General features: G+C 63.3%; 13 protein-coding genes. 11 read left to right on the top strand and 2 right to left on the bottom strand.

Going from position 1 to position 15,667, the window contains the following annotated elements; genetic code table 11:
• Window positions 1-333: 333 nt before the first annotated feature.
• From CRI93_RS08965 to CRI93_RS08930, 8 genes are all read left to right on the top strand, one after another.
• Window positions 334-1,380 carry a glycosyltransferase family 4 protein gene (locus CRI93_RS08965; RefSeq protein ID WP_098062284.1) on the top strand — a complete coding sequence of 349 codons (1,047 nt, stop codon included), beginning with the start codon at window positions 334-336 and terminating at the stop codon, window positions 1,378-1,380.
• Complete coding sequence (locus tag CRI93_RS08960) at window positions 1,373-2,833, top strand: lipopolysaccharide biosynthesis protein (protein ID WP_176521806.1); 1,461 nt, start codon at window positions 1,373-1,375, stop codon at window positions 2,831-2,833. The genes CRI93_RS08965 and CRI93_RS08960 overlap by 8 nt, the downstream gene beginning before the upstream one ends.
• A 138-nt stretch (window positions 2,834-2,971) precedes the next feature.
• Window positions 2,972-4,276, top strand: a complete 1,305-nt coding sequence (locus tag CRI93_RS08955; protein WP_217992519.1) for a glycosyltransferase — start codon at window positions 2,972-2,974, stop codon at window positions 4,274-4,276.
• Between the two features lie 135 nt (window positions 4,277-4,411).
• Entirely contained in the window at window positions 4,412-5,335 is a 924-nt protein-coding gene (locus CRI93_RS08950; protein ID WP_141491638.1) for a sulfotransferase family protein, read from the top strand.
• A gap of 77 nt (window positions 5,336-5,412) precedes the next feature.
• A complete protein-coding gene (locus CRI93_RS08945; protein ID WP_098062280.1) occupies window positions 5,413-6,645 on the top strand; it encodes a glycosyltransferase family 4 protein in 1,233 nt (410 codons plus the stop codon).
• A 24-nt stretch (window positions 6,646-6,669) separates the two neighbouring features.
• Complete coding sequence (locus CRI93_RS08940) at window positions 6,670-7,689, top strand: CdaR family protein (protein ID WP_141491637.1); 1,020 nt, start codon at window positions 6,670-6,672, stop codon at window positions 7,687-7,689.
• A gap of 18 nt (window positions 7,690-7,707) precedes the next feature.
• Window positions 7,708-8,682, top strand: a complete 975-nt coding sequence (locus tag CRI93_RS08935) for a hypothetical protein (protein WP_098062278.1) — start codon at window positions 7,708-7,710, stop codon at window positions 8,680-8,682.
• A 10-nt stretch (window positions 8,683-8,692) separates the two neighbouring features.
• A complete protein-coding gene (locus CRI93_RS08930) occupies window positions 8,693-9,400 on the top strand; it encodes a DUF4230 domain-containing protein (RefSeq protein WP_098062277.1) in 708 nt (235 codons plus the stop codon).
• A 212-nt stretch (window positions 9,401-9,612) separates the two neighbouring features.
• Here the strand turns inward: CRI93_RS08930 and CRI93_RS08925 are convergent, their stop codons facing one another.
• Both CRI93_RS08925 and CRI93_RS08920 read right to left on the bottom strand, forming a co-directional pair.
• Entirely contained in the window at window positions 9,613-11,433 is a 1,821-nt protein-coding gene (locus CRI93_RS08925) for a flotillin family protein (protein ID WP_098062276.1), read from the bottom strand.
• Window positions 11,434-11,678: 245 nt separating this feature from the next.
• Window positions 11,679-12,365: an OB-fold-containig protein gene (locus tag CRI93_RS08920; protein ID WP_098062275.1), complete on the bottom strand. Its 687-nt coding sequence runs from the start codon at window positions 12,363-12,365 to the stop codon at window positions 11,679-11,681.
• 342 nt (window positions 12,366-12,707) lie between these two features.
• On the opposite strand from CRI93_RS08920, the gene CRI93_RS15385 reads away from it, so the two are divergent.
• The 3 genes from CRI93_RS15385 (at window position 12,708) to CRI93_RS08910 (ending at window position 15,537) form a co-directional block, all read left to right on the top strand.
• A complete protein-coding gene (locus tag CRI93_RS15385; RefSeq protein WP_176521805.1) occupies window positions 12,708-13,400 on the top strand; it encodes a hypothetical protein in 693 nt (230 codons plus the stop codon).
• Between the two features lie 17 nt (window positions 13,401-13,417).
• Window positions 13,418-14,050 (top strand): histidine phosphatase family protein, encoded by a 633-nt coding sequence (locus tag CRI93_RS08915; RefSeq protein WP_176521804.1) that lies wholly within the window; start codon window positions 13,418-13,420, stop codon window positions 14,048-14,050.
• Between the two features lie 80 nt (window positions 14,051-14,130).
• The gene (locus tag CRI93_RS08910) at window positions 14,131-15,537 is read left to right on the top strand and encodes an isochorismate synthase (protein WP_098062273.1); all 1,407 of its coding nucleotides are present in this window, start codon (window positions 14,131-14,133) and stop codon (window positions 15,535-15,537) included.
• Window positions 15,538-15,667: the final 130 nt, after the last annotated feature.

The following is a 15,667-nucleotide window of genomic DNA, read 5'->3' as shown; positions in this document are numbered from 1 at the left end:
GGGCGGTGCGAAGCAGAAGGGCAGCTTCGAGAGGTGCAGCAGTGTATTGAAATGCATGCTTGTGCTCAGGTCCCCACCTGATTGTTCAAGCACAAGCATCCCTGTATACCACTATGCAGGGCCCGGCGGACATTTGGCGTCCGGGAGCAGCCTCGCTCGGAGCATCGTCCGGTGCACTCAGTCAGCACAGCAGGCGTGAACATGCCCTACAATCGGTACAGACTGCGGAGCAGGGCTTGCGTTTGGACGGGCCAAGATCGAAATTAGATATGCTGTATTACTGCGGTTGTATACGGCCGCGCTCGCTGTTGCACTCATCTGTCGCATCCCCCTATGAAAGTTCTGGCCTGGCCGGCATACGCGAATACCACGGGCAACCCGTACAATCGCCTTCTTAGCGAGGCGCTGGAGGAGCACGGTATCGAAGTGCACGAGTTTACGCCCGAGCGCGCCCTGAAGGGCTCCTACGACCTGTGGCACGTGCACTGGCCCGATGACGTGCTCAGCTATCCATCGCTGGCCCGTGCTGGGGGGATGATGACGGCCGAGTTGGCCCTGATGGCCTGGGCCCGGGCGCGCGGCATTCCCGTCGTGTGGACGGTTCACGATCTGGGCCCGCACGACAACTACCATCCGCTGCTGGAGCGCCTGTTTTGGAAAGGGTTTATCCCGCAGGTCGACGGCTACATCAGTCTGAGCGCGACCGGGCGCGAGCTGGCGCGCACGCAGCATCCCCGGCTGGAGCGCGTACCCTCGAAGGTGGTGCCGCACGGCCACTACCGCACGGCCTACCCGGATCCGATGCCGCGTGCTGAAGGACGCGAGGCGCTGGGCATTGACGACGATGTGCCGGTGATCCTGTACATTGGCCGGATCCGCCCGTACAAGAATGTGGGGCGGCTTATCCGCGCGTTCACGTCGATGGAGCATTCGCGTGCTCGCTTGCTCGTGGCAGGCAACCCGGCAAGCAGTTCGCTGCGCGAGTCGCTGCAATACGCGGCTGCGTCCAACCCGCGTGTGCGGCTGGACCTGCGCTTCATCCCCACCGACCTGGTGCCCACGTACATGGCAGCGGCTGATATGGTGGCGTTGCCGTATGACAACGTGCTGCACTCCGGCGCGGCGCTGCTGGCCCTCTCGTTCAACCGTCCGGTGATGGTACCGGCCCGTGGCGCGATGCGTGAGCTCCAGGAGTACGTGGGCAGCAGCTGGGTGCACACGTTTGACGGGCGCCTGCTGGCCTCCAAGCTCGACGCGGGGCTGCAGTGGGCTACCGAAACCCAGCGCCCGGATGAGGCGCCCCTCGACCTGTTTGGGTGGGATGTGCTTGCAGAGCGCACCATCGATCTGTACCAGCAGGTAACCGGTGCGCGTGGATGACCGCTGGGCGGCTCTTCGGGACCGGGCGCTGCACGGCGTGGCGTGGTCGGCGGTGCAGAACTGGGGCAGCCGCCTCATCACGTTTGTGGTGTTTGCGGTGCTGGCCCAGCTGCTATCGCCGGAATCGTTCGGCGTGATTGCACTGGCGGGCACGTACATCGCCCTCTTGCGTGTGCTGGTGGATCAGGGATTTGCCGCCGCTATCATTCAGCGGGATACGCTGGAAGACGGCCACCTCGACACTGCGTTCGTAGCGAATCTGGCAGGCAGCGTCCTTCTCATGGCCGCCAGCTGGCCCCTGGCGCATCCGGTGGCTCGGCTCTTCGACACGCCGCTGTTGGGGCCGGTCATTCAGGCGCTGGCCCCGGCGTTTCTGCTGGCGGCACTGGCAGGCGTGCAGCAAGCGCTGTTTGAGCGGCGGATGCAGTATCGCGTGCTGGCGATCCGCGAGTTCGCAGCCAGCTGTGTGGGCGGAGTCGTTGGTGTGGGGCTGGCCCTCTACGGGGCCGGGGTGTGGAGCCTGGTGGGCTGGTTTCTGGCAGAGCGCACCGCCGCCGTTGTGGTGCTGTGGACCGCCAGTCCGTGGCGCCCGGGCCGCCAGATTACGCGACGCCACTTCATGGATCTCTTTTCCTTTGGCATCCACCTGGTCGGGTCCAACCTGCTCGACTACGTGAATCGCCGCGCCGATAACCTGATTATCGGGTACGTGCTGGGACCGGCTGCGCTCGGGTTCTACGACGTAGCGTACAAGCTGTACACCGCGGGCGTGGACCTGGTGACGCAGACGGTGTCCTCGGTCGCGTTTTCGGCCTTCTCGAAGCTGCAAGACCGCCGCGACCAGATGCGCGATGCCTTCTACAAAGGTACGCAGACCGCCAGCATCGTAGCGTTTCCGGCGTTCCTGGGGGCAGCAGCCATCGCCCCCGATCTCATTCCCGCCGTGTTTGGCGCCAAGTGGGTGCCCGATAGCGTGCACGTCTTTCAGGTGCTGGCGCTGGTGGGTGGACTCCACGCGCTCTTCTACTTCAACCCGGCGGTGCTCTTAGCCTGCAACAAACCACATTGGCGCCTCGGACTCAACGTCATGAACGCGACCGCCAACGTCATTGCCTACACGATCGCCGTGCAGTTTGGCGTCGTGGCCGTTGCCGCCGCGTTTGTAGGGCGGGCCTACCTTCTGGCACCAGTTGAGCTATGGATGCTGCGACGCCTCATTGACGTGCGCACGCGGACCTACCTGCGCAATATTGCTGTGCCCGCTGTGGCCGCTGGAGCGATGGCCGCTGCGCTTGTTGCCCTGCGCATCTACGCGGTGCCGGGCTGGTCGGGGGGGATGTGGATGGCTGTGGCGATTCCGGCAGGCACCCTCAGCTATGGAGGTCTCGTGTGGCTCCTCGATCGCAACCTGATACGCCGCCTAGTGCGGCTGGCGCGGCGGTTAGGCGCATGAGATCATAGCGACCCCGAGTCTCGTTCTCATCAGCAAGTGATTACGTGTGATGCATCTGCTCCCCGTGCATCAAGTAAGAAAACAAAACCACACCGAGAAGGGACTCTCAGCGGGGCTGTAATCAACCGTAGCTTGCCCATGAACGTATTTATTGCAACCATCGGTACGCGCGGGGATGTGCAGCCGTATGTAGCGCTTGGCGAGGCGTTGCACCAGGCGGGGCATGCCGTCACCATATGCACAAGCACCCGATACGCCGCGCTGGTGGCGGAGCGCGGGCTGCAGTACGGACGGCTGAGCGACGATCTGGTGGCGCTCATCGAAACGCCAGAAGGCCGTGCCGCTATTGCTGGGGCCGGCGGAAGCGCTGGGGGGATGCGCGCGCTCATTCGTCTGATTCGCACGTCCTTCCGCATCCAACGAGCCCTGTTTTGTGATGGGTGGACGGCCGCGCAGGCGGCGAATCCGGATGTGGTGGTGTACCATCCGAAGATGGCGATTGCACTACACTACGCCGAGCGCCTGGGCATCCCTGCCGTAATGGCAACGCTCTTCCCCACGTTGCTGCCCACAAGCGCGTACCCGAACCCTGGGTTTCCGTCTCTCAATCTGGGACGAAGGCTGACTGCCACATATAACCGGGCCACTCATCACCTTGTGCGGGCAGTCGTGAGCGTGGTGTCCCGCTGGCTCTTTGCGTCGTGGCGTGCCGAGCACGGCCTGCCGCCGCAGCCGTGGGGCACCGGTCTACTGCACCGCGACGACGGAACGCACGTGCCAATCGTGAATGGATGGAGCGCACATGTAGCCCCGAATCCGCCCGACTGGCCGCGCCAGGATGTGACGACGACCGGATACTGGGTCTTGGATCGCCCATCGGACTGGACCCCGCCGTCCGAACTGCAGGCGTTTCTGGAGGCCGGGCCGCCTCCGGTCTACGTGGGCTTTGGGAGTATGGCGGGGGGCGATCCTGCACACACCACACGCGTTGTGCTTGATGCGCTTGCACAGGCCGGACGCCGGGGCGTGCTGGCGCGTGGGTGGGGCGGACTGGATGCCCAGGATTGCCCTGAATCGGTCTATCTCCTTGATCAGGTGCCCCACGACTGGCTGTTTGAGCGCGTGGCGGCGGTGGTGCATCATGGCGGGGCCGGGACCACAGCGGCAGGGCTACGGGCTGGGTGCCCAACGGTGGTGTGCCCCTTCTTTGGCGATCAGCTGTTCTGGGCGCGCCGCGTCTGCGATCTTGGGGTGGGCCCCGCCCCGGTGCCGCAGAAGCACCTCACCGCACCGCGCCTGGCCGATGCGATCCGGCAGGCCACCGAACGCGGCGCAATGCGTCAGGCAGCGGCCATGCTGGGCCGTGCGCTACGCCGCGAAGACGGAGCGGCACAGGCCGTTTCCTCCATCGAGCGTGTAGGGACAGTTCAACAACATGGGTGACTCCGTCCACCAAGATTCTACTTATCAAGCCAGACGTCGTTACGTAGAGCGCTCCAGACGTTTGACGAGACGCTCATCTGCACTACAACATACAGCATAGGCAGCGTATCCCCGCTTAGCGAACTCAACTTACCTGTGACCTCGCTCTTCTTCATTGTCGGCTGTCCGCGCTCGGGCACAACGCTGGTGCAGCGGCTGCTGTCCACGCATCCGGAAAGCACCGTGCTGCCCGAGACCTTCTTCGTGCGCCGCCTGATGCCGAATCACCGCACACTGATGAATCCGTTATTGCAAAGCGAGCATAACGTGCTGGTGCAGGCGGTGCTACAGAGTGAGGCGTGGAGTGTGCAAGATCTCTCTGAAGAAGCCTTGCATCGCGAAGTCCAGCGCCAGCCGCAGACCGGAGCGGGCGTCTTGCGGGCGTGGATGTACACGGCAGCCCGAGCACACGGCGTACCCGTGGTGGGAGAGAAGACGCCCGATCATGCGCTGCAGGTAGCGGCGCTACACCACGCACTGCCCGAGGCCCGGTTTGTGCACGTGATCCGCGATCCGCGAGCGGTGGTGAACTCCTGGCGCACGGTGCCGTGGTCGTCGGGCTACGTGTGGCGCGATGCTGATCTGTGGCGCGAGCGCGTGCAGGCCGTGCGGCAGGCTCCAGAGTCGGCTCCGGTGCACACGGTGCGCTTTGAGCAGCTCGTGCAGGCACCGGCCACCACGATGCAGCGCGTGGCGGCGTTTTTGGGGCTGTCGCCGGGTCACATGTGGACGCGCGATGACGTAGACGCCGAGCAGGTGGCGGTGGATGCGGAGGCGGAGCCGTGGAAGCAGAATGCGCTCGCGCCGATCGATCCGGCGGTGGCCACGCGCTGGCGGAGGGCGCTGCCTGAGGCAGACCAGGCGATGGTGGAGCACATGGCCGCGCGCGAGATGCAGCGCTGGGGCTACATGCCCGAGGCATCGGCAGCGGCGCGGCGGGCGGCGGCCTGGCGAAAACCGCGACAGCACATCCGGTGGAAGGCGGACCTGCTCCTCCAGGAATGGAACGGCGGATCGTAAGCGGAGCCACGGAAGACTGCATCCGTATGGAGCATGCGTGCTGCCGCTCCTTTGCTTCCTCCTAACCCTTTAATTCCATGACCCTTGGCTATCTGCATGTCGGTGCATCGGAGCACGGTGTGCACCGGTACGGGGCGCTGTTGGCGCAGGCGGCACGGGGGCACCTGGAGGGCGATGTGCAGGAGGCTAAACTGACGTTCTCGGGCACGGCACAAGACGCGGGTCGCATTGATGCTGCACTGAACGCGCTTGCCGAGGCCGATGTGCTGCATGTGCAGTACGAACCGGCCGTTTGGGGCGGATCGGCGGCAGCGCAGAACGTAACGCACTTTGTCCGCCATGTGCAATCGCCGTATGTGGTTACGGTGCACGATGCGCGCGATGGATACGGCGTGGCAGCGCGTCTGAAACGGCTCTGGGCCGCGCGCAATGCAGCGCAATCGTCGCGCAAGGGGACGGGTTCGGCAGAGAAAAATACGTCAGGGGGATACGCAGGCACGGCGCCATGGACAGCAGGGTATGCCTCAATGCGGCGGGCGTGGCAGTTCTGGCACCTGGAGCGCTCGAACGCGCAGGCAACGCGTCAGATGATGCACGGGGCGGCAGCAGCGCTGGTGTGCACCGCGCCCGAGCAGCAGCGGCTGGCAGCGGTCTCTGGTACTACGCCGCTGGCTGTGATTCCGCACTTTGTAGAGGCCCGCGCCCTCCCCGATGCTACGGCAGCCCGCGCCGCGTTGGGGCTGGCGGACGCGGAGCCGGTGGTGACGGTGTTGGGCTTTATCCATCGTCAGAAGGGGCATGACCGCGTGCTGCGGGCCCTTCCGCACTTGCCCGACACCGCACAGCTCCTGTTCGTGGGCGCGCCGTCGGATGGGGAGGGGCGCTTTGCCAGCGAGCTCCGGGTCGATGCCGAGGCGCTGGGCGTGGCCGAACGCATGCGCATCACCGGATACGTGGACGAGACGACGCTGAACCGGTATCTGGCGGCCACCGACGTGGCCGTGTGTCCGTTTCGGGAGGCGGCGGCCTCCGGCTCGCTATCGACGTGGATTGCGGCGGGGCGTCCGCTGGTGGTGTCGGATCTGCCGCTGTTTGCGCCGTACCAGGCGGCAGCGCCTGAAGCGGTGCGCATCGTTGCAGACGCAGAAAACGGGGCTGCATGGGCAGATGCAATTCGGGATCAGCATGCAACGCTTGCCGCTGGAGTGGGCTCTGTCGGAGCGTTGCGGAACCTGCAGACGCGGCTGGCGCTTCCCACAATCATCCAGCGGCACATGCGCTGGTACACTCGTGCAGCACCGGCCTCGTGAGCCTTTGCTGCTGCGCCATTGCCTTTGCTAACTCGTACCGCCTCGCTTGTGGACTCCTCCGATTCTACGTCGAGCTATCCGGTCTTTTGGGAGCGCCTGAAGGAGATCTTTGAGCTGCGTCAGGTGCCGTCCACCTCCGACGGAACGGCGCTTTCCATCTGTATTCTGATTGCGCTGGTACTGTGGGCCGCGCTCACGCTACAAGAGGTGCGCACCGTTACGTTCGACGTGCCTACCGAGCTGGTAAATGTGCCCGAGGACCAGGCGCTGGTGTCCGAGCCGCCCGATCATGTGAGCGTGCAAGTGACGGGCGAGGTCATCCAGTTGCTGTATCTGTACGCGAATCCGCCCCAGGCGCCCATTGACGCCAGCAGCAGCGAGGTGAGCATTGAAGATGTGCTGGGCCTGGCCGGAAGTAACATCAGCATCGATGCGGTGACGCCGCGCAACGTGAACGTGCCGCTGGAGGCGCGGGTTGAGCGTTCGGTGCCGGTAGCCTCGCGCGTGGACATTGACCTCGAAGACGGATACGAACTGCTGGCTCCGCCCACCCTGTCTCCCGATTCGGTGCGCGTGTCGGGTGCCGAGTCAATCATCGGCGCGCTCGATCAGTGGCCCACGGCCTCGCGTCATCTTGAAAGCTTTCGGGATTCCGTGCAAATTCAAGTTCCACTGGCAGATACGTTGAATCCCTTAGTGAGCCGATCAGTGGATAACGTCTCCTTTGAAGCGCAAGCCGGGCGGTTTGCTGAGGAAACCCGCGAGCTGTTTGTGGAAGTGACCGGTGTGCCACCCGGGCAAAACCTGGTGGCGCTCGATCCGCCCATGGTGCGGGTGCGCTACCGCGTGCTCTTCGACGAGATGTTCGAAGCGCGCCGGGCCGATGACTTTGCGGCGGTGGTAAACTACGACCAGATTCGCCGCGATACGACCGGACGCGTAGAGCCCCGCATTCATGTGCCCGCGGGGCTTACCATCCGCGACCCCGAGCCCATGCCGCCCCAGCTGCGCTACTTCACACTGATGTCGTCTGAGTCTCAATAGCCGAGTCGTTATCCGCGTATGCTGTACCTGGCCCTTGCCATCCTCTGTAGCGTTACCATTGGCGTCCTCTTTAAGTACACAGGGCAGCAGGGCATCGACCGGGTGGCGCTTCTCACGATCAACTACGTGGCAGCCGTAGGCGTAGGGGTGGTGCTCTTTGCGACAGGTGGAAGCGTTGTGGAGGGTGATGTAAGCCTGTCTGCGGGGATGCTGGGGCTCAGTGCTTTCGTGGGTGTACTTCTCATCGCCGGATTCTTCCTCCTGTCATTGGCAACCGATCTGGCCGGGATGTCGCTTGCGCTGGGCGTGTGGCGCGTGTCGGTGGTGCTGCCGTTTCTGGCGTCATGGGTCATCTGGGCCGAGCCGCCGTCGGGGTGGCAGGGCGCAGGCATGGCCCTGGCGGCCATTGCGTTCTTCCTGATTGCGCGGCAGCCGCCTGCCCAAGCAGCCCGTGAGCAGAAAACGGCATCTGGTCCTCCAGCTGCGGCCGTTGAGTCCGATTCAGAGGCCGTGGCTGCCGCCCCTGCCTCTGTACAAACCGTGGCTGAAGAGGCCCCGGCTGTGGCCTCGTTTGGGGTCTTGCTGCTGCTCTTTCTGTCGAGCGGCGCCATCGACATCTCACTGAAGACGTTTTCGGAAACCTACAATGCGGCGCAGGGCGAGCAGGCCTTCTTTCTGCTCCTTTCGTTTGGCATGGCCGGGTTGGTTGGGCTGGTGCCAGTGCTTACCAAGGGGCTGCGGCACCGCGAGTGGCCGACCGCCGCCGCATACGGGTGGGGCACCGTGCTGGGCATCGTAAACTACGGCTCGCTGGAGTTCCTGCTGCGTGCGCTGGGCGTCTTTCCGGGCACGGTGGTCTTCCCCGTAAACCATCTGGCGATTGTGCTGTTGGGGGCTGTGGTAGGCGTTTTCATCTTTGGCGAGTACCTGTCGCGCATCAATCGGTGGGGCATTGCGTTGGCCACGGTGGCACTCGTTTTCCTCATGATGTAGCACTCCGAGCATGAAGCAACGCGTGATAGGCGGTCTGCTGGCGTTGGCGCTCGTTACATTGGGCGCAGGGCTGGCGTGGTGGGTGCGCGGCCCCTCTGAGGCTGAGATCCAGCGCGCTGTCGTGTCGACCGTGCAGCAAGAGACGCCCTCTGCCTTCCTGGTAACAGGCATCTTGTCGATGCAGGTGGAGGAGCGCGTGGCCTACACCGAGAGCGTAGCCCCCGAGTTCTACCAAACGCTGCGCCGCTATGGCATGGCACCGGGTGTAGACCTGGTAACAGCGGAGGCCCAGGTCCGGGTCACCGGTCGCGTAACGTATGGCTTCTCGGTGTATGATCTGACGTCCGATCGTATCACCAAGCGGCGCGATGGCACCGTACATGTGCAGGTGCCGCCGTTGCAGGTGCAGTCTGTGGCTCCCGACCTGGAGACGCTCCAAGTACACACCGAAAGCCGGGGCTGGCTGCGGGTGTTTTCGGGAGATATGGAGAGTACCGCACGCAACGAGGCCATGGCGGGCGTGCAACAGGCGCTGCGTCAGCAGGCCGAGCAGCGCATCCGCGAGGGGGCGCAGGCTCACGCAAACACACAAGACGCCCTCAGAGCGATGCTCACACCCTCGCTCCGCGTGGCTGGACTCTCGCAGCCCCAGTTGACCTTCGACTTCGAGAGCGACGGTCCTGCGGGCCCTGTGCTCCGCGCCCCCGAAGAGGAATGAACCCACGTTGCGGGGCATCAAGTTGTGGGGAATGGTATGTGCAGAAGCGCCTCCGCCAAGTCGACACCGACGGTCCTGAACAGGGCGCCGAACCCCCTACACCGCATCAACGATGCTTCTTTCTCCAACGCACGTGATTGTACTTAGACGCATAGTTCGTTAAGAGAACAATCAAAACGGGTTCTTACGGTCGCGCAGAAGAAGATGCCACATCACGCGTCGTTCCCGTCGCTTGGCGACACCTCCACGTCGACCGAGTCGAGCAGCGACTGGCCGCCTGGCACGTTGCGGAGCGTTTCGATGAGGCGGTCGGCGTCTTCGTTGCCCTGAAGGCCCTGCATGACCTCCCGGATCACAGGCATCAGCAGGCCCACATTGAGCACCGTGCCCATAACATCGCCCGTAATCGAACTGGAGCGTCCCTGTGCGCCATCGCCACCGGGCTGTGCGGACAGCGACGGGCTGCCCTCCAGGCCGTTGACATTGAGCACACGGATGCTGTCGATCTGCTCGGCGGGCTGCACGAGCTTCTCGACGAGCTCGGGCAGCTGCGGAATGAGCTGCTCCAGGCTCTGCGCCAGAATGACCTGCTGCTGGATCGCGTTCTCGGCATCCAGTTCGGCACGGCGGACCTCCGCCTCGGCAAGCCCCACCGTTTTTACGGCGAGTGCCTTCTTCTCGGCGGCATCGGCGTCGAGTTGGGCAGCTTCAAGGTTGGCTTCGGCCACAGTACGGATTTCGTACGCCTGCACGTCGGCCTCCACCTGACGCTCCTGGCGCTCGACCTCGGCATCCTGCTCGGCCTCAATCACTTCGATCTGCTTCGTTCGATTGGCGCGCTCCACGGCCCGCACCGTCTCCTTCTGCTCGTCGGCACGGACGAATTCGGCCTCCTGCAGCGCCGTCTCCTCCAGCTTGGTGAGCTTGGTTTTCTGCGCTTCCGCCTCGGCAGCTTCGCGGTTGATGCGCGCGATTTCGATGTCTTGCTGCTTCTCTTCGTTGGCCAGCGACACCGCCCGCTCGCGGCGTACCTTGGCGCTTTCGATCTCTTCCTGTTTCTGCTCCTTTGCGAGGGACACAGAGCGCTCGCGCTTGATCTCGGCTTCCATGACCTCCTGCTCGCGCTCCTCTTCGGCTACGCGAACGCGGCGCTCCGTGCGGATGCGTGCTTCTTCGGCGACCTGCTGCTGCTGGGCCTCGGTCTTTTGGGTCTGCGCGTGCTCGGTCGACTCGGCCTCGCGAATCTCGCGTTCTTGCTTCGCCTCGCGCTCTTTGATGTCTTGCTCGATTGAGAGCTGCCGGACCTGCGCCTCGCGGTCTTGCTCGGCAATCGTCACTTCTTTTTGGCGGAGGCGCTGGTTGGCGCTCTCTACCTCTGAGGAGGTACGCTCGGCGATCTCCTTACGACCGCGCGCATCGAGTACGTTGTCTTCGTTGTGCATCTCCAGCGGCAGCTGCTCCAGATACTGGATGGCTACATCGTCGAGCTTGTAGCCGTTGAGCACAATCTCCTGATCGCCATCCTCGCCCAGCGCGGCCAAAATCTCATCGCGGAACGCGCGGCGGTTATGGTAGAGCTGGTCGAACTGTAGCTTCGCTCCGGCGGTTTTCAGGGCGTCGGCGAATTTTGCCTCGAACAGTTCGCGCAGGATCGCGATGTTAGACGCCCGGTCGCAGCCAATGGTGGCAGCCACGTGCTGAATGTCGTCCTCCATCGGGTTGATCTTAATGTAGAAGTCGACCTCCACCTCGGCACGGATGCCATCGGCACAGGACAGGCTCTCGTGCTCGCGCCGCACGATCCGCACCGTCTTTACGGTGAGGTCGAGCGTATCGACGCGGTGAATGAGTGGAATGACGAAGGCGGAGCTGAGCGACACGCCGGGCGTGGCGAGTCCGAAGCCGGTTTTTACAAGTGCCTCCCCCGCCTCGGCTTTGACGAAGAACTTGCTGATCATGCTGAACAGCACTAATGCAAAGACCAGCAAGCCAATGCCGCCGAAAAGGAGAAGCGTAACAGTTGATGCGCCCATTAGAGCGGTGAAGTCGTGTTAAAAGAAAACGATGGGGTGAAAGGAGCCGGGAAAGGTCCAGAAGAAACTCAGCCGGCGGTGTTAGAACCTGTTTGGGTTTTGGTTTGACGGCGAGAGCGAGGGCCGCTGAGGCGAAAATTGGACTCCAATCGAGGTTCGTAGCCGGGGCTACGGGCCGAGATTAGGGGCAATTTGCAGCCCAGCGGAACCGCTCGCAGCCCAAAATAAGAAATCAAAACAGGTTCTTACAGGCGGTCGAGATCGTTGTCGTTGAGGGGCGCAACGTAATAAAAGTTACGCTCCGGATCGTAATCGTACAGCAGCACCCGGTCGCCATAGTTGAGGGCGAGGTCGTTATCATTGTCATCGGCACGCACACTGACCTCCACGCGACCGCGTCCCTTCATGCGGACGGTAGCCGAGCCAAATGTAGGAGTGACCCGCTGTGTGGAGAGCACGCCTACCGTTCCAACCAACTCGCTGGCTCCTTTGGCAACGCCGTAGTCTTGAAACAGCGGCTGTAGCAGACGCGACGTAGGGGCTGTAATGAGCACGGCCGCTGCTCCAGCCGGCAGAGCCAGCACGAGCGAGGTGGCCAGTCCGGTGCCCACCATGCTCGACACGGTCGATCCCAGCAGACTAACGAGCAGCAGTCCAACCCAGCCAAAGCTGAAGCAGAACAGAATCAGAAAAAGGGAGAGCGGGATCATGCCAAGCCCGAGCGTCTGAAGCACTCCGCCGCCCCCGGCATCGGCGTCTGCATCCAGGTCCACATCGGCGTCAAGGTCGACCTCGGTATCCAGGTCTACATCGACATCGAACCCATCCAGGTCGAAAAGACCCAGCAGGGCAAGACCGCTAAAGGCACATGCCAGGAGTAGCGGGATGGTGAAGATAAGCAGTGCAGGCTTGAAAAGCGCCGTCGCGTCCATGGACGGGAAGCGTGGATGTATATGTGTAATGCAATATAAAATTTACCTAAGCAGGCGGGAAAAACGCAAGTGTGAAGACGCAGTGCCTCCGTATCGGCGAAACGAGACCGCCTCAGCCGTATGCCCCAGCGCCTGTCGATAGCAGGACGCTCAAAATGAGGACTTGACAGGGAGCCGCCCAGGCTGCGTATACGATAAACCGCAAATAAAAAATGCTAAGATTCGAATCGAGCGATGCATCGATCTTGTCGCCTCCCCACCGTTTTCAAATAATTCTGAAACTGCATCCCGGACGCGGATGTAGATTTCATGCTATTGCTTTTGCACCAATTGCTTCTGCCTATGGGCCTATTTGCCCGCGAAGAGGTTACCATTTTGGACACGCCCTACGGCATGTTTACCTCGAACGGGCTATGGTTTCATGTGCGGGAGGACGACGTGCGCACCTATGCGGCCGATGTGCTGGAGCATGTGTCGCTTGAAACGCTGGTGACGTACGCAGGCCGGTGGATCCATTCGCCGCAGACGCTGGCGGTGTGGCTTCTGCCGATACTGCTGATGGTGCTGAGTCCTGTTCCGGCATTTGCCTGCATGCTCGGGGCCTACCTGGGCTGGAAGGCGTTCTGTCCGGCTGTTGTAAGCTGGAGGATCATGGGGATGGTGCGCATCCTCAATCAGCCGGTGGTGCAAGGGCTGTTCTACGTGGTGGTGCTGAGCTATCTGGCGGCGGGTGAGCAGCTGGCGGCCGTCGGTACGGGACTGGTCGGGTTTGTGCTGCTGCGCTGGGGCCTGCTGCGATGGGCCACCGACCCAATTGTGCACCGGCTGTGGCGCGGTCTGTACCGTCTGCCAGTGGCCGACCAGGTGCTGCGAGCGGTCATCGTGCGCGCCGCACGCCACTACGGTGCATCGCTGGATCAGATCGACCGGATGCTCGGCGATATCATTCGCCACTGGACCGCCCGCGCCGACGACATGGACGACGTGCGTCCCCCGCCCGATACGTCGACGCGTGGGCCTTCACCTTCTTCCTGACGAGTCTACTGCCTGCAATGCCTGCTGAGCCCACTACGCTGTACGTCACGCGCCACGGCGAAACCGATTACAACCGCGACCACATCATGCAAGGGAGCGGCGTTGATAGTGCGCTAAACGAAACAGGCCGGGCGCAGGCCGAGGCGCTGGCTGTTCACCTGGCCGATACGCCGCTCGACGCGGTGTACGCCAGCACGCTGGTCCGCGCGCGCCAGACGGCCAAAATTTTAGGCGTGCCTCACGAGCCGCTGCCGTACGCCTATCTCGACGACCTGAAAGAGATTAGCTGGGGCGTGTACGAAGGCACGCCGCCCACCGACGAGCGCACTGCGGCTATGAAAGCGATCAAAACGCGCTGGCGGGCGGGTGAAGTAGAAGCCCCCGTTGAAGGCGGCGAGTCGCCGCGTCAGGTGGAGCGCCGCGCGCGCCGCGCCATTGATGTGATCCTTGAGGCGCACGCTGGCGAGCACGTACTGGTTGTAACCCATGGGCGCTACATGCGCATCATGCTGGCCTCGCTGCTCTACGATGGCGATCTTACGCAGATGCCGAACGTGCCGCATGCCAACACGGGACTGTACGTCGTAACGCATGAACATGACACCTTCGAAGCCCAGGTAACGAATAGCGTGCGCCACCTGGCGTCGTAACTCTGTACGTGCTGCGCGCATTCACGAAACAATGCGCACCGCTGCTGCTGTGCCCTTGCTGGTTGACTTCCGTTCGCCCTATGATCCCTCTTTCTCTGGTTTCGGCTCCGTCCGACGATCGCATCGACGCCGATGCTGTGCGCCAGGCGCTGCGCGCCAAGGTACGGCAGGCCGTGCAATCCATGAACGGCGTGAAGCAGGTGCGGGCGGTGTCGGTTAAGGTGCCTGTTGCCATCGATCCCTTGGCATGGGGCGCGGTGCAAACGCAGGCTCCGTTTGTCTACTGGCGCAGCCGTACCACCGATAGCACCTACGCGGTAGTGGGGGCCGCTCGTCAGTGGCAGGGTGAAGCCGGATCTGGGGAGACCGTCCCTGCCTCGGTCGTGGAGCGCCTTGCGCCGTGGCTCGATCGCCTGCCGCCTGCAGTGCGTCTGTGGGGCGGGGCGCGCTTCGACCCGACATCAGAGCGCGAGGCAGCGTGGGCTGACTTTGGAGCGTGGACGTTCATGCTGCCACGCTTTACCCTGCACCGCAGTGGCTCCACCACGCGGCTGCATGCCACCCTGGTGGCTCCGCACGACACTGCCGCGCACGAGGCGCTCCTCCGCCAGATCGATGCGCTTCGTTTCCCCAATATCCCCGACGCCCACACCGATGCCCACCGCATCCGCCGTACCGATCGGCCCACGCGGGCGGAGTGGATGCGGCAAGTGCGTGCTGCCGTACAGTCCATTCGCAGCACGGACCTTCGCAAAGTGGTGCTGGCCCGTGCGGTCGACCTGCACTTCGACCACGCGCTCATGCCGTGGGCGCTCCTGCACCGCCTGCAGCAAGAAACGCCGCAGTGTACCGCCTTTGGATGGCAGCCCAAGCGCTCGGGTCCGGCGTTCATCGGCGCTACGCCCGAACGACTGTTTCGGATGCATGGCGACACGCTCCGCACCGAAGCCATTGCCGGAACGCGTCCTCGTGGCGCCACGCCCGCCGACGATGCCATGCTGCGCCACGAACTCCTGACCAGCGACAAAGACCGCCGCGAGCATGCGTTTGTGCAAGATGCGATTGCGGATGCGCTGGCCCCGCTTGCCACAGACGTGAACATGCCGGATGCTCCCAGCGAACTGGCGCTGCAACGCAAGCGGCACCTGCGCTCCGAAATTACTGCCACGCTCCACGAATCCACCTCGCCGCTCAACGTGCTAAACGCGCTGCATCCGACGCCGGCGGTCGGCGGCACGCCCACTCGCACCGCCCGCGCCTTCATCCGCGAGCACGAGTCGTTCGACCGTGGATGGTACGCCGGACCCGTGGGATGGATGACGCAAGATGCCGCCGAAATGCTCGTAGCCATCCGGTCGGCACTGGTGGATCGCGACACGCTCACACTCTACTCGGGCGCGGGCATCGTAGAGGGCTCCGACCCGGCCAGCGAGTGGGACGAGATCGAGAATAAGCTGGCGGATTTTAAGGCGGCACTGGAGCGTTAGGTGAGTGAAACGGGGCAGAGGGGCCCGAAGGGTCATGCCTGTTGTGCCCCTGAACGATTGCGTCACGAGGCAGAGCCTCGCGACGAGATGCGGGGTAGTGCTGCAACTGCGTAAATCTCATTCTATTTAG

It is taken from the genome of Longimonas halophila, assembly GCF_002554705.1.
GTDB classification, from domain to species: Bacteria; Bacteroidota; Rhodothermia; order Rhodothermales; family Salinibacteraceae; genus Longimonas; species Longimonas halophila.
Note: the sequence above shows the minus strand (reverse complement) of the source record. Positions and strands in the feature narration are given on the sequence as shown.